Genomic DNA, 19,654 nt, shown 5'->3' with positions numbered 1-19,654 from the left:
GGGATGGATGTCGCGGGCGGCTCCGGCGTGGACGGGTGGTTCATCCTTGGGATCATCGCGCTCATCGTCGGGATCCTCTGCTTCGTCCTGCTCGCCGTGGGGTGGATCCGGAAGCGCCGCGCCGCCCAGGGGAAGAAGGCCGAGGACCTGGACCTCGCGGGCGCGTGGCGCAAGGCCGTCGCCGCGATGCCCCAGCGCGAGCGCGACGGCCCCGTGCTCGTCGTGCTCGGAGAGCGGCTGTCGGGGAAGACGACCCTCATCCGCGGAGCCCTGAAGCAAGGCGACCGGTACACGCCAGACGGCCGCGATCTGGACGTCTATTCAGGCAATGGACAGCGCGTCCAGGAGATCGCCGCAGACCTCCTGTTCGACCCGCGGCCCGAGGCCGAGGACGCGCTCCGCAAGCTCTGGAAGGGCGTGGCGCTCGAGGCGCTCCGCGTGATCGTGGTGGTCAACGCGAGCGCGCTCTCGTGGAACGACGCCGGGCTGCGCGATCTCGGCCGCGTGGCGCGGCGCAAGCTCGATATCCTCACCGATCTGCGCGGCTCGCCGGTGAACGTGCGCGTCGCGGTCACGCACTGCGACGCTCGCTCCGCCGGGTTCTTACCGCTCTGCGACATCCTCGAAGAGACCAACGCCCGCGGCCCGATCGCGCCGAGGGAGTCCGACGAGCTCCCCCCCGAGTGGCGCCGCGTGACGCCGCTCGGCGCCCGGACCACGAGGTTCCCTGAGCTCGTGGGCTTCGTCTCGTCGGAGGGCCCGGAGACCGTGCGGGCCCTCGCGCCGTTCTTCGAGTCGCTCCTCGCCTCGACGAAGGACGCGCCCATCGTCAACGGCGTGTTCCTCTCGGCCGCGACCGAGCTGGAGCCCTTCCGCTCCACCGGCGACGCGCTGGCCGAGGATCCCGAGCTCGCGAACAGCGACCGTCGAGCCCGGGAGCGCCGCTTCATCACGCGCGTGGGGCTCGCGCTGGCCGCGGCGCTGGCGCTCGGGGCGATCGTGTTCACCATGCAGCGCAGCTCGGTCGAGCGCACCGCGAGCGCCGTCACGGTCATGGCGGACGCGGTGAGCCACGGCGACAGGGTGTCGAGGACCGTCGAGGAGAAGGCCGCAGCCGAGGTGCTCCGGATGGACCGCTCGGCCTGGCTGTTCGACGCGCGGCGCGCCGAGATCGAGGAGCAGTATCGGACCGCCGTCGAGGCGGGCATGCTGAATCCGAAGCTCCAGAGCACCGACCGCGCCGCGCGGATCCGCGCGCTCTCCGTGCTCGACGCGGGCAAGGACGGCGACCCGCTGCGCGCGATCATCCAGAAAGACGAGGCCGCGTGGGCCGCCGCGCTCGGCATGTCGCCCCGGACCCTAAGGAGCTACCTGACCGTGAGCGACGGCGCGGGTCCGACCGAGAAGGAGCTGTCGAGTCTGCCCGAGATCACCGCGTTGCCGCGGGGCTCTTCCCGCGCGGACTGGGCCTCTTTCTTCCGCCGCCTGTCGGACGTGCTGCACGGACAGCGCCTGCGGACCGACCCCTTGAAGGAGCTCCAGGACAGCGCGGGTGATCTCGATCAGGCGGTCCGCGACGCCGCGGAGCAGACGGAGCTCGACGAGGCGGCGCGGATACTCCAGGCGCGTCATCCGACCCAGAAGAACCTGTTCGGAAAGGGCACGACGAGCGACGCGGGCCCGTGGATGCAGGAGAACGCGGGCACGCTCCAGCACCTGCTCGCGGCCGTCCGGGGAGCCTCGCTCGACGGGCCGTCGGGCGCAGGCAAAGGCCTGCGACAGGCCGTCCTGGACCTCCAGGTGATCGCCGTGCCGCCCGAGATCGTGGAGCCGAAAGCGAAAGAGGCCACGGCGGAGCAGCAGGCCAACAATCTGCTCGATCGATTGAAGCAGCTCGTCGGGACGGCCGCCGCTTCAACAGGCGGGGTCGCCTCCGCCGCCCCGAGGTCGAGCGCCGCGCCTGCGGCCCCCTCCGCGCCTGCATCGGCTTCGGCCTCGGCGAGCGCGGCGCCCTCGGGGAGTGCGTCCTCGACCGCGGCGGCCAGCGCCGAGCCGGAGGCGAAGAAGCCGCCTGTCTACAACGTGGTCCTCGACGCCCAGTCCTGGAGCTTCGACATGGGCCAGTGGGCCCAGGCCATCGTCGCCGGCCGCGCGCTCGTCTACCTCGACGCCCTGTTCGCGGACTCGTCCAGGCGATCGGTGCTGTTCCCTAAGGACGCGGCGTATCCCCCCGTGCTCCCGCAGCCCGGGCGCGGCGCGTCCACGTACATCGACGGCCTGTATTCACACGAGGCGTTCACGGCGGAGGTCGAGCCCGGCCTCGCGGGCTTCGAGGCCGCGCTCACGGGCACGGGCCTCGACGTCTCGGAGCGCGAGATCTACCTGCGGCCCACGCGCTCGGCTGCGTCGAGCTACGGCACGGGGCTGCGCGACGCGACGGACGCGTATTACAAGAGCTTCCAGCTCTCGCGAGGGGGCGCCTCCGCGCTCGCGGCGGACGTCGCCGACATGGTGTCTCCGTCCTCGTTCTTCACCACCTTTCAGAAGCGCGTCGCGGATCAGGCGAGCATCCCGGGATCGCCGGGGACGCTGCTCCGGCTCGTGGGAGACCCGGTCGCGGACTTCGGCCCGATCGCGCGGCTCCTGACCGGAGAGAACGGCAAGTATCCCGCGCTGGAGCCCTATTACAAGCTCCTCATCACGCTCGTCCCCTCGCTCTCGGACAGGGCCCCTCCGGCCCCGAAGAGGGACGCGCCGCTCGACGATCGCCTGGCCCCGATCGGCGCGCTCGCGCTCTCGGCCCTGCGCACCCCGGCGAAATCCCCCGACGCCGAGGTCGAGGCTTGGCTGAACGACGCGACGATGACCGAGTCGCTCCGCCGGCCGTTCCGCCTCGCGGCGCAGCGGGCGCTCGCGCTCGGGAAAGCCGATCTCGACCGCGCGACGGCCGACGCGTATACAGCGGAGCTCCGACCGTCCGTGACCCCGATCCTGGGGCGCTTCCCCTTCGACACGCGGTCGACGGTGGACGCGCAGGCGGCCGACGTGGAGGCGACGTTCGGGCCCAAGGGCACCTTCTTCGCGTCGTTCGCGTCGCTGATCGGGCCGGTGTGCCGCGAGGGCCCGGCGGGCAGCTACACGCCTCTGGAGGTCCCCTCGGCGGGCGCGGTCGAGGTCCCGGCGGGGGCGCTCCGGCTCGCGTCGTGGGCGCAGGGCCTTCAGAAGATGCTCTTCGGGCCCGACGGCAAGCCGCAGTCCATCGCGTTCCGCGTCAAGGCCCCTCCCCTCTCGCCGGTCGAGCCCGAGCGCACGATCACCCTGGCGCTCCTGCAGTCGGGGACAGCCACCTTCTATGCCTTCAACCAGGCCCCTTCGTGGCAGCCTTTCCCGGTCGCGTGGTCGCCGGCAGGGGGCCAGTCCAACACCTCGAGCGTGGGGATCCAGACCACGCCGACCGGCGGCGGCGAGCCCCGGATCCAGACCATCGACGTCGCGGCCGCGGACTTCTCATTCTTCCACCTGATCCAGCGCGCCGAGGTCGCGGGCTCGAAGGTCACCTGGAAGGCCCCGCCCGAGTCCCCCGGTGACCCGCGGCGGTACGCTGCGTTCCTGTTCGAGCCGAACCCCGCCGGGCTGCTCCGGGCGCCGTCCCTCGATTGAGCGCGGATCGCCGGGGAACCGGGGAGGACGGCGGGAGGACGGGGAAGGCGTCGCGGGCGCTCGCCGGCAAAGTGGATTCCTTCGCGCCGTCACGGGATAATCGCCGCGTGCGACTGCCCTGCCTGCCCCTCCCCGTGCTCGCGGCCACCCTCGCGGCGCCGGCGGCGCTCGGGTGCACGTCGCAGGTGGAGTTCCACGTCCGCCCGGACGACGGGCTGAACGAGAACCGGCCCTGCTACCTCGTGGTCCGCAACGTCGATTCGAAGACGTACCTCGAAGAGACCTACCAGGCGGCCTCTCTCCAGGTGACGGCGCCGGACGACTCCGTGCTGGAGACAGCCGTGGTGTTCCCCGGCACGAAGAAGGAGATCTCGGTGTCGCCGCCCGCGAAGGGCATGGTGGCGCTCTACGTCTTCTTCTACCACCCGACCGGCGACTGGAAGGCGCTCTTCCCCTCCTCCAAGGCGACGTACGACGTCGTGCTGGAGGGGAGTCGGCTGCGCGTCGAGAAGAGGTGAGCCCGGGGCGGAGGCCAGCGGAGAGCGTGCTCGTGAGCGGCGATAGGGCGCCGCGGCCCTCAATCGTATGTCTTGCTACCGCCCGTCGACGTGCTGCCCGGCTTCTTCGACCCCGTGCCGGAGCCCGTCGCGGAGGGATCGTAGAGCGTGTCAATCTTGGTGGGGTCCGTCAGCCATTCGAGCTTCGTGTTCGGGTACTCGTTGGCGAGGACCTGTGTCATCAGCGGAGAGATGTCCGTCCGCCTCTTCAAGACCGCCTCTTTGTAGTTGTCCATTCCCCAGATGAACGAGTCGAGCACGCCGAAGTTGGGCTGTGCCTTCGGCTTCGAGGAGGTGAGCTTCAGAGAGAGGCTGCTCAGCGGGGCGACCTCGGTCTTCAGCTTGGCGACCAGGACGCAGTCGAAGATCAGCGTGGAGTGGCTGCCCGCCGCGCTCGCATAGTCCTTGTGCCGGAACGTCCTCGTGGCCGGCTGACGCTTCAGCGGCTTGTAGTACGCCGAGTTGTAGGCGAAGAAAGGATACGTGCTGTGCGGCGCCTCCGGCCCGATGCGCAGGCGCGCCGGGGCCCCCACCTTGCCGCCGTCGATCGTGGCCAGCCCATCCCCGAACGTGGTGAGGCGGTCCATGTCGAAAGAGTTCTTCTCCAGGACCGCACGATCGGTGTCGGGCACCCACAGGACCTGGATCATCATCAGGTATCCGAGCTTCTTGGGATAGGAGGCGATGTACTCGATCGACATGGTCGGCTTGTCGACCCCGAGAGGCCGCCTGCCCCCCGCGTCCCACCACCACTGGTCGAGCTTCTCGGGCTCGGTCTGGTCCACTGCCAGCGCCCTCGTCGTCGGCATGTAGCCCACCACGACCCTGACATCGATGGTATCGTTCAGCAGCTTGTAGACGAGCCGTTGCCCGGGCATGGCGTCCTGTCTCCTCGCGGGCAGGAGACGCCAGCACGCCCCCGCGTGTCAAATTCCGAGTCGACGGCTCCACCAGGCGGCCGCGATCGTTCAGGTGAGGCGAGCCAGCAGGCGCCCTGCCGCGGCCGTGAGCAGGCGAAGTGAGCGGGAGCTTGCGGCCCGCGCGGGGTGCGCCATCGTCCCTCGGGCATGCCGATCATCACGGGAATCGCCCCCTCGCCTGACCAACCCGGCCACGTCGTCATCCTGGTGGATGGGGTGCCCTTCGCCACGGTGCCCGAGCAGGCCGCCGCCGGCCTGACCCCCGGCCAGGACAGCCCCGGGGCTGCGGCCGAGCCGCCGCGCAAGGCCCGCGAGGCCGCGGAGAAGACCTACGAGCGGGCGCTGCGGCTCCTGTCGTTCCGTGCGCGATCGGCCAGGGAGCTGGAGAAGCGCCTGATCGAGAAGGGCGAGCCCAGGGAGCACGTGACGACCGCGATCGAGCGCCTCACCTCGAGCGGGCTGCTCGACGACGCGCGCTTCGCGGAGGCCAAGGCGCGCTCCGGCATCGTGGGCAAGCCCCGGTCGCGCCGCAGGATCGAGCAGGACCTCGCCCGCAAAGGCGTCTCGCGCGACGTGGCGGACGCGGCCATACGGCAGGTGATGGCCGAGGAGGGAACGGACGAGTCCGCCGTGGCCGAGCGGGCGGCGCGCAAGAAGCTCCGCTCGCTCTCGGGGCTCGCTCCTGCGGAGCAACGGCAGAAGCTCTATGCTTTCCTCGCGCGCCAGGGCTATTCGCCCGACGTGGCGCGCCGGGCGCTGCGCGCGGTGCTCGACGCGCCGCCGTGAACGGCGACGGCGCGCCGGCCCCTGCGCGGTGCACGAGCTCCCCCGAGCGGCCGAAACACCCTGTTTTCTGCCCTTCTCCCGCCACCTACAGCACGCTACAAAGGGCCCATGTCGCCCGAGCTGGATGGCCCGCCGCCGGATCGCGCGGACGCTCGCGCGGTCCTCGCCGGCGGAGGCGAGATGGGCGCGCGCATGCGCGCGATCGACTGGTCGAAGACGCCGCTCGGACCGGTCTCGTCGTGGCCGCAGAGCCTCAAGACGTGCGTGCGCATCGTCCTGACGTCGCGCCAGCCGATGTTCGTCTGGTGGGGCGACTCGCTCATCAACCTGTACAACGACGCCTACAGGTCGATCGTCGGCGGCAAGCACCCCGAGGCGCTCGGGCAGCCCGCGTCCGTCGTGTGGCGCGAGATCTGGGGCCAGGTCGGGCCGCGCGCAGCGTCCGCGATGCGCCGCGACGAGGGCACCTACGACGAGGCGCTCCTCCTCATCATGGAGCGGAACGGCTACCAGGAGGAGACGTATTACACGTTCTCCCACAGCCCTGTGCCGAACGATCAGGGCGGCACGGGCGGCATCCTCTGCGCCAACACCGACGACACCCGGCGGATCATCGGAGAGCGGCAGCTCTCGCTCCTCCGCGACCTCGCGGCGCGGACCGCGGACGGGCGATCGTGGGAAGACGTGTGCGCGCGCAGCGCGAGCTCGCTCGCGACCAACACGAAGGATCTCCCCTTCGCGCTCCTCTACGTCGTCGACCCGGATCGGCGGCGCGTGCGGCTCGCGGGCAGCGCGGGGTTCGAGCGGGGGCACGCCGCGGCCCCCGAGACGATCGCGCTCACGGACGCGTCGCCGTGGCCGCTCGCCGCGGTGCTGCGAGAGCACGAGTCCTGCCGCGTCGTCGAGATACCGGCTCACCTCCGCGATCTCCCGACCGGCGCATGGCAAAGGCCGCCGACGCGGGCGGCCGCGCTCGCGATCTCCCCTTCGGGCGAGACGGGGCGCGCCGGGGTCCTGATCGTCGGGCTGAATCCATTCCGCCTCTTCGACGACGATTACCGCGGCTTCCTCCACCTCGTCGCCGGCCAGATCTCCGCCAGCATCGCCAACGCGCAGGCGTACGAGGAGGAGAAGCGGCGGGCGGAGGCCCTCGCCGAGCTCGATCGCGCGAAGACCACGTTCTTCAGCAACGTGAGCCACGAGTTCCGCACGCCCCTCACGCTGATGCTCGGGCCGCTCGAGGACGCCCTCGCGTCGACGGAGCGGAGCCTGTCGGGCGCGGATCTCGAGACAGCGCACCGCAACGCGGTCCGGCTCCTCAAGCTGGTCAACGCGCTGCTCGACTTCTCGCGCATCGAGGCGGGCCGGATCCAGGCGTCGTACGAGCCGACCGATCTCTCCGCGCTCACCGCGGATCTCGCGAGCGCCTTCCGCTCGGCGATGGCGCGCGCAGGGCTCGCCTTCGAGGTCGATTGCCCGCCCCTGCCCGAGCCCATCTACGTCGATCGCGACATGTGGGAGAAGATCGTGCTCAATCTGCTCTCGAACGCGCTCAAGTTCACGTTCGAGGGGACGGTCTCGATCTCGCTCCGCGCGCACGGCGATCGCGCCGACCTCACCGTGCGGGACACCGGGACGGGCATCCCGGATCGCGAGCTCTCGCACCTGTTCAAGCGATTCCATCGGGTCCAGGGCGCGCGATCCCGCACGCACGAGGGGTCCGGGATCGGGCTCGCGCTCGTCCACGAGCTCGTCCGCCTCCACGGCGGGACCATCCACGTCACGAGCGAGCTCTCCGTGGGGACGTCGTTCACGGTCTCCCTGCCTCGCGGGGCCGGGCACCTGCCGAAGGACAGCGTGAACGCCGCGCGGACGCTGGCGTCGACGACGACGGGCGCAGCGCCTTTCGTGCAGGAGGCGCTCCGCTGGCTGCCCCGCGCAGAGGGTGACTCGCCCCCCGGCGCAGAGGGTGACTCGCCCACCGGCGCAGAGGGTGACTCGCCCACCGGCGCAGAGGGCGACTCGCCCACCGGCGCAGAGGGCGACTCGCCCACCGGCGCAGAGGGTGACTCGCCCACCGGCGCAGAGGGTGACTCGCCCACCGGCGCAGAGGGTGACTCGCCCACCGGCGCAGAGGGTGATGACGCCGTCGAGCACCTCGCCCCGGCGGCGTGGACGCCGTCCGGCGGCGCCGCGATCGAGGCCGGGCCGGCGGGGCGCGTCCTGCTCGCGGACGACAACGCCGATATGCGCGAGTACGTCGGGCGGGTGCTGCGCGAGCGCTGGACGGTCGAGGCCGTCGCCGACGGCGCCGAGGCGCTCGCGTCGGCGCGCCGCAGCCCGCCGGCTCTCGTGCTCACCGACGTGATGATGCCGAACCTCGACGGCTTCGACCTGCTCCGCGCGCTGCGCGCCGACGAGCGCACGAGGGGTGTGCCGGTCGTCATGCTCTCCGCGCGCGCCGGGGAGGAGTCGCGCGTCGAGGGGCTCGAGGCGGGCGCGGACGACTACCTCCCCAAGCCGTTCTCCGCGCGCGAGCTCGTCGCCCGCGTCGCCACGCACCTCCAGCTCGCCCGGTTGCGGGCGGCGGCCGAGCGCGAGCGCGAGCGGCTGTACGACCTCTTCACGCAGGCGCCGGTCCCCATCGCGGTGTTCGCCGGCCCCGAGCACCGCTACGAGGTCGCGAACCCGCCGTACTGCGAGATGGCCGGCCGGCGGGACCTCGTCGGGAAGAGCGTGCGCGAGGCGTTCCCGGAGCTCGGCGAGCACGAGGCGATCGCGATGCTGGACCGCGCGCGCAAGACCGGCCAGCCGCTGCGCATGACCGAGCTGACCCTCCCCGTCCGGCGCGGCGGCGCGGTGGACGAGGCCGTCTTCAACTACGTCGCTCAGCCCATCCGCGACCCCTCCGGCGCCGTCTCGGGCATCATGGTGGTCGCCTTCGAGATCACCGATCAGGTGCTCGCGCGGCGCCGCATCGAGCAGCTGAGCCAGCACCGAGAGGAGCTCATCGCGGCGCTCGCGAAGACGAACCAGGAGCTCGACCAGTTCGCTTACGTCGCCTCGCACGACCTCAAGGCGCCCCTCCGGGGGATCGCGAACCTGTCCGAGTGGATCGAGGAGTCGCTGGCGGGGAAGCTGGACGGCGAGACGCAGGAGCATATCCACCTCCTGCGCGGGCGCGTGCGCCGCCTCGAGGCGCTCATCGACGGGATCCTCCATTACTCGCGCGCAGGGCGCCTGCGCGGCGACGTGGTCAGCGTCGACACCGGCCATCTTCTCGCGGAGGTCGTCGAGCTGCTCTCGCCGCCCGAGGGCGCCCGGGTCGACATCGCGCCCGGGATGCCGACGATCGCCGCGGAGCGCGTCCCGATGCAGCAGGTGTTCCAGAACCTCATCAGCAACGCCCTGAAGCACGCGCGCCGCAGCGACGCGCGCGTCGAGGTGACGTGTGAGGACGCCGGCGCCTACGTCGAGTTCGCCGTGAGCGACAACGGGCCCGGCATCGCGCCCGAGTACCACGAGCGCATCTGGGATCTCTTTCATACGCTCGAGTCGCGCGACAAGGTGGAAGGCACCGGGATAGGGCTCTCCGTCGTGAAGAAGATCGTGCAGAGCCGCGGAGGGAGCGTGTCCGTCTCGTCGCGCCCGGGCGCAGGAGCGACCTTCATCGTGCGCTGGCCCAAGCGGGTAAAGGACGAGGCCTGACGAGGCCTGACGAGGCCTGACCAATCCGGCGCGTCCCGCGGGCTGCCCCGGGTTGACGCAGGCCCCGCGACGGTCGAAGGTGCGGGCATGCATGCGCGCCGAGAGTCGTTGGAGCCGTGGCTTCGGAGCTTCGTCGCCGACAACGGGGGTATCGCTGGCACGGTGCACCTCGTCGAGGGCGATGCGCTCGCGCTGGCCGCCGCCGTGAACATCCCCGAGAAGGTGCAGGAGATCACGCGCCGCGTCCCGCGGGGCAAGGGGATGGCCGGGCTCGCCTGGGAGCGCGACCAGCCCGTGCAGACGTGCAACCTGCAGACGGACACGTCCGGCGACGTGCGGCCCGGGGCCAGGGCGGTCGCGGCGCAGGCGGCGGTGGCGCTGCCCGTGCGCGGCGCCTCCGCGGGCGTGCGCGCCGTCGTGGGGATCGCGTTCGCCGGCGAGCGCGAGCTCGGCCAGGACGAGCTCGATCGGCTCGCGCAGGGCGCTTTCGCGCTGCCGGCCTGACAAGAGCGCTCCCGCGCCGGGCCACCTCGCTCGCCGCTGCCCGCCGCAGCGCCGCTGTCCAGCGGCGCCGCCCCGCCACCGCCCCACAAGGCCCTTGTTTTTCGCGGCTGCGATGCTAGCGATGCCCGCTCTCCCATGGAGACGAACGGACGCAGCGCCCCGAAAGCCGCGATCGATGCTCCGCTCGACGCGCTCGATCCGGGCGCCCGCCCGCACGTCCGCGTGGAGGACCTCGTTCGTGGCGCCGCGAACGAGCCCGCGCGCGAGCGAGCCGCATCCGGGCCTGGCGAGGGCGGCGCCGCGGGCGAGCCCCTCACGGCGAAGCTCGCCCGCCGCACCGTGCCGGGCGCGCTCTACGAGCCCGGTCCCGAGGAGGGGTATCTCCGGTGCACCGCGTGCGCGCACCGCTGCGTCCTCGCGCCGGGGCGCGCGGGCGCGTGCGGGATCCGCTTCGAGAAGGACGGCGAGCTGCGCGTCCCGTTCGGCTACGTCGCGCGCCATTACGTGCGCTCGGTCGAGACGAACACGATCTTCCATGTGCGCCCCGGCGCGAGGTCCCTCACCTTCGGGATGTTCGGGTGCGACCTGCGCTGTCCTTATTGTCAGAACTGGAAGGTCTCCCAGGCCCTCCGTGAGCCGGAGAGCGAAGGCGAGCCCATCGACATCAGCGCCGCGGATCTCGTCGAGGTGGCCGTCGCGGCGGGCTGCGGGGTGCTCGCGAGCGCCTACAACGAGCCGATGATCACCGCCGAGTGGGCGCGCGCCGTCTTCGCCGAGGCGCAGCGGCGGGGGCTCGTCACCGCGCTCATCTCGGATGGCAACACGACGCCCGAGGCGCTCGCGTACATGCGCCCGGTCACCGACGTGTTCCGCGTCGATCTGAAGGGGTGGAGCGCGGATCAATACCGGACGCTCGGCGGCCGCGTCGAGCCGGTGCTCGCGGCGATCGGCGAGGCGCGGCGCCTCGGCTACTGGGTCGAGGTCGTGACGCTCGTCGTCCCCGGCTTCAACGACAAGGCGGCCGGCCTCCGCGCCCTCGGCGCCGAGATCGCCGGGGTCGACCCCGACATCCCCTGGCACCTCAACGCCTTCTACCCGCGTTACAAGATGCGCGATCGCATGACGACCGACCCGGCGTTCCTCGTGGACGTGGCGGGCGTCGCCTACGCGCGGGGGATGAAGTACGTCTACGTCAGCAACGTGGCCGACCGCGTCCGTGAGCTCTCGCATACACGCTGCCCGACCTGCCACGAGGTCGTTGTGCGGCGGTTCAACTACGAGACGCAGGAGGTCCTCCTCTCCGGCGGCGCGTGCCCTTCCTGCGGGACGCGCGTGCCCGGGCTGTGGGGACCGGCAGCGCCGTAGGGCCGTACAGACGGACGCCCGGCTCCTGCCGAGCCCGCGAGCGCATCGCCGCCCGGGAGCCGACTGGGCCTGTTGCTGAGAGGTTTCTGCCTCATTTCACCAGACGCCCTGTCCGGCGCTCCGCGCATCCCGGCAGAGCCATATTGCGTCCCTACCGAACTCCCCCGATCGCAGGAGCATCGCTGACCCTCTGGCCGCACAGGCCGGCTGGAATACGCCCCGCCCGCGGATCGGACTGGCCTGCTGGCCGGCCAGTCGATTGGCCGGCCAGTAGCTCACTTCGGCTGGCCACTCCGCTCACAGAGGCTCCCACAAGGAGGCTTGCCACGGCGCCGCATATGGTAAATTTCCAGCATGTCGTCGCCGTCCGAACGTCTCGCGCAGATCCTTGCGGAAGGCCGAGTCATCGCGACGCGCGAGCTCGGCGAAGCCTGTGCGGCGGAGCTCCACACGCACGCCAAGGAGCGGTATCTCGCGCTGGAGGCGACGATGCCGCGGTTCCGGAGCAGCACGAATCGCAAGCTCTTCGAGCTCGGCCCGCCGGTGCTCGCGATCTACCAGGCGCTCCTGCACGACCTCGGCGTGGACCGGGAGCCGGCCCTGCGCCTCGCCGAGGACATGCTGCTGGCCTTCTACCGCAAGCAGCTGAACCGGAGCCCGCTCCTCGGCGCCGCGATGGATGCGGTGTTCCGGCTGAAACCAGCGCGGAGCTTGCTGATGATGACCCTGCGCGCGGACGAGCCGGAGGGCATCCGCTTCGACGAGGCCAGCGGCACCGGCGCGCTCCTGGCCTTCGACGTGCGCGCGTGCCCGATCGTGGCGTTCGCGCGGCGGCACGGCGCGCCGGAGATCGTCCCCATGATCTGCCGCCTCGACGACCTCAAGGTGAAAGAGCTCCACGGCATCGAGCTCCAGCGCACGGGCACCCTCGGCACGGGCGCCGAGCGGTGCGACTTCCGGTACGTGACGGCGAAGAAGTAACGTCGCGCTCCGCGGCCGGCGCAGAACGCACATGGGCTCACCGCCCGTCGCTCGGGTGCGCCGGTGGGCTGCGCGCGCCGCCATTCAATGCTTGCCTCATGACGCGCTGCACCCCTGAAAAGGGTCATGATCGTGGGGCGGTGTGCGCTGTGCACTGTGCGCCGCGCGCATTTCAACATTGAAACATAAATGCTCTTTCCTGGATCCCCAAAGAGCGTGTCCGTGTTAGTTGTTCAATGATCCTCTGATCCCCGATCGCTCCTGAAGTCGCTTTCTCGAGGAGGTCCCATGAAGTCACCGTTCGCCCTGCGAAGGGTCGCCGGCGGCCTTTTGTCCGCCGCGGCGTCGTCTCTCGTCCTCGCGGCCAGCGCCCCCGCCCTGGCCGAGCCGTCTTATACGCTCTTCGAGAGCGGGCAGGTGCGCCCGCTCGCGCTCTCTCCCGGCGGAAACCTGCTCTTTGCGCTCAACACGCCGGATGGACGCCTCGAGGTCTTCCGCGTCCATCACGGCGCGCTCGTCCACCGGAGCTCGATACCGGTCGGGCTGGATCCGGTCGCCGTGGCGGCGCGGAGCGACACCGAGGTGTGGGTCGTGAACCATCTGTCCGACAGCGTCAGCGTCGTCGCGCTGTCCCCTGGCGGATACGGCGGCCGCGTCGAGCGCACGCTGCTCGTGGGCGATGAGCCGAGAGACATCGTGTTTGCGGGCCCCGGGCGGCGCCGCGCGTTCATCACGGCGGCGCACCGCGGCCAGAACAACCCGAACGATCCCGAGCTCACCACGCCGGGCGTGGGCCGGGCCGACGTCTGGGTGTTCGACGCGAACCACCTGGGCTCGTCGCTCGGCGGCGAGCCGCTCGCGATCCTCACGCTCTTCACCGACACGCCGCGCGCGCTCGCCGCCACGCCCGACGGCGCGCGCGTCTACGCGGCCGGCTTCCACTCGGGCAACCGGAGCACCGTCGTCACCGAGCTGCTCGTGCCCGACGGCGGCCCGGCGAACGGCGGCTCGCCGGGCCCGATGACCAACGCGTTCGGCGACCCGGCGCCCGAGGTCAGCCTCATCGTGAAGTTCGACGGCGCGCACTGGGTCGACGAGCTCGGCCGCACCTGGGACGACACGGTGCGGCTCTCGCTGCCCGACAAGGACGTGTTCGCCATCAACGCCATGGCGAACCCTCCGAGGCCGATCGCCGGGCCCTCGGGCCATTTCACCGGCGTCGGGACGATCCTCTTCAACATGGTCGTCAACCCGGTGAACGGGAAGGTCTACGTCTCCAACACCGACGCGCGGAACGAGCAGCGGTTCGAGGGCCCCGGCGTCTTCGCCGGGCAGAGCCTGCGGGGCCACCTGCACGAGAGCCGGATCACGGTGCTCCGCCCCGGCAACGCCCCTCCGCGCGTCGCGCCGCGGCACCTCAACAAACACATCGATTACTCGGTCTGCTGCGCCCCGACGCCGAACGCCGAGAGCGAGGCGAGCCTGGCCCAGCCGGTCGACATGGCGGTCACGAGCGACGGCGCGACGCTCTACGTGGCCGCGCTCGGGTCGAGCAAGGTCGGCGTGCTCGGCACGGCCGCGCTCGAGAGCGACACGTTCGTACCCGACGCTTCCGACCACATCGAGGTGAGCGGCGGCGGCCCGTCGGGGCTCGCGCTCGACGAGGCGCGAGGCCAGCTGTTCGTGCTGACCCGCTTCGACAACTCCATCTCGATCGTCGACACCGCGACCCGGGTCGAGACAGCGCACGTCGCGATGTACAGCCCCGAGCCGCCGAGCGTCGCGCTCGGGCGGCGCTTCCTCTACGACGCGCGCGTGAGCTCGGCGCACGGCGACTCGTCCTGCGCGAGCTGCCATATCTTCGGCGACTTCGACAGCCTCGGGTGGGATCTCGGCAATCCGGACGAGCCGGTCACGACCAACCCGGGCCCCTTCGTCGGCCCGCTGCTCAACCTCTTCACGCAGCAGCCGATGCCCCAGGAGTTCCACCCGATGAAGGGCCCGACGACGACCCAGAGCCTGCGCGGCATGGCCAACCACGGCCCCATGCACTGGCGCGGCGATCGCACGGGCGGCAACGACGCGCCCACCGCCCAGCCGGACAGCGGCTCGTTCGACGAGCGCGCCGCGTTCATGAAGTTCCAGGCCGGCTTCACCGACCTCCTCGGCCGGAGCGGCCCGATCCCGGCCGCCTCCATGGAGGCGTTCGCGGAATTCATCCTGCAGGTGACCTATCCGCCCAACCCGATCCGCCGCCTGGACAACTCGCTCACGCCGGATCAGCAGGCCGGGCGCGACACCTTCATGAGCGGCAACCTGGACGGCACCGCCATCTGCAATGGCTGTCACGTCCTCGACCCGGGGGGCAATCCCGGCGTCGACAAGCCGGGATTCTTCGGAGCGAACGGCAACATGACGTTCGACTTCCAGCCGCAGCTCATCAAGACGCCGCACCTGCGCAACATGTACCAGAAGGTCGGGATGTTCGGGATGGCCGCCCCGCTGTTCGGCATCCTGCCCGGCGACAACGATCCCATGGGAGACCAGGTGCGGGGGTTCGGCTTCCTGCACGACGGGAGCTTCGACACGCTGTTCCGGTTCTTCCGCGGGATGGGCTTCTCGCCGTTCACCGGCTTCACCAACCAGTTTGGCACCTTCCCGGACAACCCGAACGGCCTGCCGGACTCGCCGGCGGGCGACGCGGTCCGCCGGCAGCTCGAGTCGTTCCTGCTCGCCTTCGACTCGAACGTCGCGCCGATCGTCGGCCAGCAGGTCACGCTCACGTACGGCAACCAGGCCGCCGCCGATCCGCGCGTCGATCTCCTGATCGCCAGGGCGGACGCCGGCGAGTGTGATCTCGTGGCGAAGAGCCACCTGACCTTGCAGGAGATCGGCTTCCTTCACACAGGAGCAGGGCAGTTCGTCGCCGACCGGATGGCGCTGCCGCCGATCCCGGACGCGGTGCTCCGCCAGATCGCCCTCGCGACGGGGCGACCCCTGACCTACACGTGCGCGCCGCCGGGCTCGGGGTACCGCATCGGCCTCGATCGCGACGAGGACGGCTTCCTCGACGGCGACGAGCGGAGCGCCGGCAGCGACCCGGCGGACCCGGCCGACACGCCCTGATCTCCGCCTCGCGCCGTGGCGCGCGCCCGGCGCCCGCTGGCCTTCACCTGTCCCGTCATCGCACCTGCACGCCGGCGCGGAGCGCGCAGTCCGGGTCGGCCGGGAACGCGCAGGCGAGGGCGCACACCCCATCTTGGCCGCAGTGGCGATCGGCGCAATCGGGGTCGACGATCTCGGGCCCGACGTCGCACGCCGCCTCGCAGAGGCCGTCCGCGCGGCACGGGTTGTCCGCCTCGAACTCGTCAATCGTCGGCTGGATGAAGCGAGCTATCTGGTCGAGATCGGTGCGCGCCTGCACCCCGTCCAGCGTACAGGGGTCGTCGCCGAACGAGGTCACGCCGGCGTGGCGCTCGACGCCCCCGCGCACGAGGAACGCCGGACCTCCGGAGTCGCCAGCGCACGTGTTCATGTCGGGGACCTGGTAATAGAACTGGGTCGCGTCGATCGTCCCCGGCGTCCCGCCGACCTGGGCGGGGCCGACCGCCACGATGGGGAACGTCACGGCGCGGCGCATGCCGAACCCCGTCCCTGCGACGCCGTCGGAGACACCGTAACCGACGAAGGTGTATTCTGGCCCGACATACCAGGTGGTATTCTCCATCGATTCGCGCAGGAGGGGCGCGGGCTGCACGGGCGCGTCGCTCTCCAGCCGGAGGAGGGTAAGGTCGTTCTCGAGGGTTGCGGGATTGAAGGCGGGATGCCTCCTCGACGCCTCGATCCGCGCGCTCTCCGACCGCCGGCCGAGGGTCGGGCCGAAGAAGACGCGCGTGAGCGCGCCGTGGCAGTGTCCCGCCGTGATCACGGTGCGCCGCGAGATCACGGTCCCGCTGCAGTACGCCCTGTTGCGATTGCCCACGCCCACGACATAGGCATGCGTCGTGTCCACAGCGCCTCCGATGATGCGCTGCCGGGACGTGAGCAATGGCTGCTCGCCGTCGCCCCCGGGAGGTGCATCCGCGCAGCCGAGCCCGCCGAGGCACAGGATCGCGATCGGGATGGCATTCTTCATACTGCAACCTTTCCGTCCAGAAATGGTGTCTAGAGCGGCGGATTGCGGAGGCGCCCGCGGTCCGGCGCCGCTCGGCCCCGCGGGCGCGCGGGGGGCATAACAAGCGCAGTGCCAGCGCCATGCTCGGCGCGCGCGCGTGTCGGCCGCGGGGCGCGGCGGGGAGTCCTGGAATTGCGCGCGAGCGGGGGGATCTCGCCGGGGCGATCGCGGCTGGAGGGACGGCGCGGACGTTCGCTCCGCGCCGGAGGGGGCATGGCGCCGCGGTCGCGGCCGTTGCGCGCTCTCCGATGCCACGATAGCGGAGGACCGGGAGCGGGGCAGCGGCCGTCGGCAAGCTCGCGCGCTCGTCGATCCGCGGCCGGCGCGCCGCCTTCGTCACGCGCCGGCTCGCCCAGGGGGGCCTCGCGGCCGCGCTCGCGATGCCGGCGCGTGACGAAGGCCGCGCGCCGGAGAGCGCCCACGTGCACGCCAGGACGAGCTACGTTGCACCTCGACCGCGGCGGCGCCGGCGCTGGCCGCTTTCGCCCTCTCGAAAGGAGACCATGGAGACCGCCAGAGCAGAAGTCGCCCCGTCAGCGGGCATGCGCGATCTATCGACGCTCCCGGGACCGCGGAGGCTGCCGCTGCTCGGCAACCTCCTCGAGATCCGGCCCACCCAGTTCCACCTCACGCTCGAGGGCTGGAACCGCAGGTATGGCGATCTCTACACCTTCTGGCTCGGCCGCACGCCGGTCGTGGTCGTCGCCAGCGCCGAGCTCGTCCAGCGCATCCTGCGGGAGCGGCCGAAGGAGTTCCGCCGCTGGAGCCCGCTGCAGGAGCTCATCGACGAGATGGGCTTCGGCGGCGTCTTCTCGGCCGAGGGCGACCAGTGGACGCGGCAGCGGCGGCTCGTGATGAGCGCGTTCACCGCCGGGCAGCTGCGCGAGAGCCACGGCACGCTCTCCACGATCACCCGCCGGCTCCGGGAGCGATGGCGCGCGTCGGCCGCGCGGGGGGCGCCGGTCGACGCGCGGCGAGACCTCGCGCGTTACACGGTGGATGTCACCACCGCCGTGGCGTTCGGCCTCGACATGAACCTCATCGAGCGCGGCACCGACCCCCTGTCGCACCAGCTCGAGACGGTCTTCGCGGCGCTCAACCGCCGCCTCTTCGCGCCATTTCCGTACTGGCGGCACGTCAAGCTGCCCGCCGATAGGGCGCTCGATCAGGCGCTCTCGGCGGTACGCACGCGCATGCTGGACATCCTCCGGACGACGCGCGCGGAGCTCGACGGGGATCCGGCGCGGGCCGCGGCGCCTCGCTCGCTGCTGGAGGCCTTGCTCGTGGCGCGCGACGCCGACGACCCGAAGGCGCGGCTGTCGGAGCAGGAGGTGCTCGGCAACGTGCTCACGCTGCTGCTCGCCGGGGAGGACACGACGGCCGACACGATGGCCTGGATGCTCCACTTCATGGCGCTGCGCCCGGACGTGCAGGCGCGGATGCGGGCCGAGGTCGACGCCGAGCTCGGCGACGCGGATCTGCCCGAGGGCCCGGAGCACGCGCAGCGGCTGCGCTATCTCGGCGCGGTGGCGCAGGAGACGCTGCGCCTGAAGTCCGCGGCGCCGGTCCTGTTCATGGAGGCGTGCGCGGACACGGCGGTCGGCTCGCTGCGGCTCGCGGCGGGGGCGCGGATGATCCTGCTGACGCGGCAGATCGCCCTGAAGGAGGAGCACTTCCACGACGCAACCTCGTTCATGCCCGAGCGCTGGCTGACCCCGCGGCCTGCGGGCGCCGGCAAGCACGACCCGCGCGCCGCCCTCGCCTTCGGCAGCGGCCCGCGGGTCTGCCCCGGGCGCGCGCTCTCGATGGTCGAGAGCGCCATGGTGGGCGCCATGGTCGCGCGCGACTTCGATGTATCGCTGGTCGACCCGGCGCGACCCGTGAAGGAGCTGCTCGGGTTCACGATGAAGCCGGAAGGGCTGTTCGTCCGCTTCACCCCCCGCCGCCGCTGACGCCCCATCGCGCCTCGTTCCGGGGCCATGCTGGGGTTGATCCCACCGAGAAAGACGCCCTGAGCCCATCGGGACACGACGTGCCTACCTCTGTCAAAACCGCGAAGCTGCGCTACCTCCTGGTCCTCGGTGTCGCCGTCGTTTCCTTTGCGCTCGGATGGTTCCTTAAGCCATCCGTCCGCGTCGCTGGTTTTCCGGAGCTAGGGGAGCTGCAGCCGTTCACGAAACGGGGCTGCACCAAGGTGGGAGTGCCGTTATCGGAGCTCGAGGCGTTCTCGGAGCCCTCGCTCCGCTACTCGCCCGGCGACAGCGCGCGGCTCCAGGTGGTGGCCTTCCGCCGCACGGGCCCGGACGCGGAGCTGCTGCAGCTCGACGCGGGCGAATACGATGACGAGTTCGACGCCAGCGGGGAGGTGTTCAAGCTGCGCTGGGATGCCGCCAAGGGGTGGTATGTCGGCGACTGTCACGTGGTCGTCAGGTACTGGCCTGGAAGGCCGTGAGCCGGGCGTCGCGCTCATTCGCCCGAGGCCGTGCCGGGCCTGGCGATGCGCGTGGTGGTGCTCGCGGAGCTGCCCCGCACGCGCGCAACCCTGCTGCTGCGGCTGCTCGGCTCGGGCCGCCGCTTCCGCGAGGCGGTGGCGGATCTGGCGGCGTTGCCCCGCGATGCCTGGGAGAAGAGCGTGGCCGTGCCGCTGCTGTTACACTTCGGGCTCGACCAACAGGAGCCGACGACCGACGAGGAGGACGACGTGAGCGCAGAGATCCGGGCTTGGTTCGAGGAGTACAAGCAGCAGCTCCGGAACGAGGGGCGCGCCGAGGAGGCGGCGCGTGCCGTGCTGACCGCGCTCCGGGTTCGCGGCATCGCGGTGCCGGACATCCTGCGCAAGCGCATCCTGATCGAGAAGGATCCTGAGCTCCTGGAGCGGTGGCATGAACGGGCCATCGTCGCTGCATCGATCGAAGATGTGCTCCCGGACCTGAGCTGAGCGATGCCAGCCGACAGCAGACTGCCGAGCTCGTAAGCGTCGCTCATCACCTCCCGGCGGC

General features: G+C 71.3%; 13 protein-coding genes. 11 read left to right on the top strand and 2 right to left on the bottom strand.

Translation table 11 applies throughout. From position 1 onward, the window contains the following. The first annotated feature begins 3 nt into the window (after nucleotides 1-3). Both WMF22_RS01080 and WMF22_RS01075 read left to right on the top strand, forming a co-directional pair. On the top strand, nucleotides 4-3,660 hold the full coding sequence (locus WMF22_RS01080; protein WP_437297266.1) for a hypothetical protein: 3,657 nt from the start codon (nucleotides 4-6) through the stop codon (nucleotides 3,658-3,660). A gap of 107 nt (nucleotides 3,661-3,767) precedes the next feature. Beyond that, nucleotides 3,768-4,178 carry a hypothetical protein gene (locus tag WMF22_RS01075; RefSeq protein WP_438034560.1) on the top strand — a complete coding sequence of 137 codons (411 nt, stop codon included), beginning with the start codon at nucleotides 3,768-3,770 and terminating at the stop codon, nucleotides 4,176-4,178. A 59-nt stretch (nucleotides 4,179-4,237) separates the two neighbouring features. Here the strand turns inward: WMF22_RS01075 and WMF22_RS01070 are convergent, their stop codons facing one another. Then, on the bottom strand, nucleotides 4,238-5,095 hold the full coding sequence (locus WMF22_RS01070) for a hypothetical protein (protein WP_438034559.1): 858 nt from the start codon (nucleotides 5,093-5,095) through the stop codon (nucleotides 4,238-4,240). 189 nt (nucleotides 5,096-5,284) lie between these two features. On the opposite strand from WMF22_RS01070, the gene WMF22_RS01065 reads away from it, so the two are divergent. The 6 genes from WMF22_RS01065 to WMF22_RS01040 all read left to right on the top strand — a co-directional run bounded on the left by WMF22_RS01065 (nucleotide 5,285) and on the right by WMF22_RS01040 (nucleotide 15,607). Beyond that, the gene (locus WMF22_RS01065; RefSeq protein ID WP_437297263.1) at nucleotides 5,285-5,923 is read left to right on the top strand and encodes a regulatory protein RecX; all 639 of its coding nucleotides are present in this window, start codon (nucleotides 5,285-5,287) and stop codon (nucleotides 5,921-5,923) included. A 108-nt stretch (nucleotides 5,924-6,031) separates the two neighbouring features. Beyond that, complete coding sequence (locus tag WMF22_RS01060; protein WP_438034558.1) at nucleotides 6,032-9,631, top strand: ATP-binding protein; 3,600 nt, start codon at nucleotides 6,032-6,034, stop codon at nucleotides 9,629-9,631. An 87-nt stretch (nucleotides 9,632-9,718) separates the two neighbouring features. After that, nucleotides 9,719-10,135, top strand: a complete 417-nt coding sequence (locus tag WMF22_RS01055) for a GAF domain-containing protein (protein WP_438034557.1) — start codon at nucleotides 9,719-9,721, stop codon at nucleotides 10,133-10,135. 135 nt (nucleotides 10,136-10,270) lie between these two features. Then, complete coding sequence (locus WMF22_RS01050; protein ID WP_438034556.1) at nucleotides 10,271-11,500, top strand: radical SAM protein; 1,230 nt, start codon at nucleotides 10,271-10,273, stop codon at nucleotides 11,498-11,500. A 354-nt stretch (nucleotides 11,501-11,854) separates the two neighbouring features. Next, nucleotides 11,855-12,481, top strand: coding sequence for an L-2-amino-thiazoline-4-carboxylic acid hydrolase (locus WMF22_RS01045; RefSeq protein ID WP_438034555.1), 627 nt, complete (start codon nucleotides 11,855-11,857; stop codon nucleotides 12,479-12,481). A gap of 288 nt (nucleotides 12,482-12,769) precedes the next feature. Next, on the top strand, nucleotides 12,770-15,607 hold the full coding sequence (locus WMF22_RS01040; protein WP_438034554.1) for a hypothetical protein: 2,838 nt from the start codon (nucleotides 12,770-12,772) through the stop codon (nucleotides 15,605-15,607). Between the two features lie 55 nt (nucleotides 15,608-15,662). Here WMF22_RS01040 and WMF22_RS01035 read toward each other — a convergent pair whose 3' ends face one another. After that, a complete protein-coding gene (locus WMF22_RS01035; protein WP_438034553.1) occupies nucleotides 15,663-16,616 on the bottom strand; it encodes a S1 family peptidase in 954 nt (317 codons plus the stop codon). 542 nt (nucleotides 16,617-17,158) lie between these two features. Between WMF22_RS01035 and WMF22_RS01030 the strand changes: the two genes are divergently transcribed. The 3 genes from WMF22_RS01030 (at nucleotide 17,159) to WMF22_RS01020 (ending at nucleotide 19,593) form a co-directional block, all read left to right on the top strand. Continuing rightward, nucleotides 17,159-18,607 (top strand): cytochrome P450, encoded by a 1,449-nt coding sequence (locus WMF22_RS01030; protein ID WP_438034552.1) that lies wholly within the window; start codon nucleotides 17,159-17,161, stop codon nucleotides 18,605-18,607. Nucleotides 18,608-18,855: 248 nt separating this feature from the next. Next, entirely contained in the window at nucleotides 18,856-19,107 is a 252-nt protein-coding gene (locus tag WMF22_RS01025) for a hypothetical protein (protein WP_438034551.1), read from the top strand. A gap of 51 nt (nucleotides 19,108-19,158) precedes the next feature. After that, nucleotides 19,159-19,593 carry a hypothetical protein gene (locus tag WMF22_RS01020; RefSeq protein ID WP_438034550.1) on the top strand — a complete coding sequence of 145 codons (435 nt, stop codon included), beginning with the start codon at nucleotides 19,159-19,161 and terminating at the stop codon, nucleotides 19,591-19,593. Nucleotides 19,594-19,654 lie beyond the last annotated feature (61 nt).

Source organism: Sorangium sp. So ce204, from assembly GCF_051526795.1.
GTDB lineage: Bacteria > Myxococcota_A > Polyangia > Polyangiales > Polyangiaceae > Sorangium > Sorangium cellulosum_B.
The sequence above is the reverse complement of the archived record's forward strand: the minus strand, read 5'-3'. Positions and strand labels throughout refer to the sequence as shown.

Coding starts and splice junctions, on each gene's coding strand:
- WMF22_RS01080 (WP_437297266.1), top strand. CDS start 4: ATGGATGTCGCGGGCGGCTCCGGCGTGGACGGGTGGTTCATCCTTGGG.
- WMF22_RS01070 (WP_438034559.1), bottom strand. CDS start 5,095: ATGCCCGGGCAACGGCTCGTCTACAAGCTGCTGAACGATACCATCGAT.
- WMF22_RS01065 (WP_437297263.1), top strand. CDS start 5,285: ATGCCGATCATCACGGGAATCGCCCCCTCGCCTGACCAACCCGGCCAC.
- WMF22_RS01060 (WP_438034558.1), top strand. CDS start 6,032: ATGTCGCCCGAGCTGGATGGCCCGCCGCCGGATCGCGCGGACGCTCGC.
- WMF22_RS01055 (WP_438034557.1), top strand. CDS start 9,719: ATGCATGCGCGCCGAGAGTCGTTGGAGCCGTGGCTTCGGAGCTTCGTC.
- WMF22_RS01050 (WP_438034556.1), top strand. CDS start 10,271: ATGGAGACGAACGGACGCAGCGCCCCGAAAGCCGCGATCGATGCTCCG.
- WMF22_RS01045 (WP_438034555.1), top strand. CDS start 11,855: ATGTCGTCGCCGTCCGAACGTCTCGCGCAGATCCTTGCGGAAGGCCGA.
- WMF22_RS01040 (WP_438034554.1), top strand. CDS start 12,770: ATGAAGTCACCGTTCGCCCTGCGAAGGGTCGCCGGCGGCCTTTTGTCC.
- WMF22_RS01035 (WP_438034553.1), bottom strand. CDS start 16,616: ATGAAGAATGCCATCCCGATCGCGATCCTGTGCCTCGGCGGGCTCGGC.
- WMF22_RS01030 (WP_438034552.1), top strand. CDS start 17,159: ATGGAGACCGCCAGAGCAGAAGTCGCCCCGTCAGCGGGCATGCGCGAT.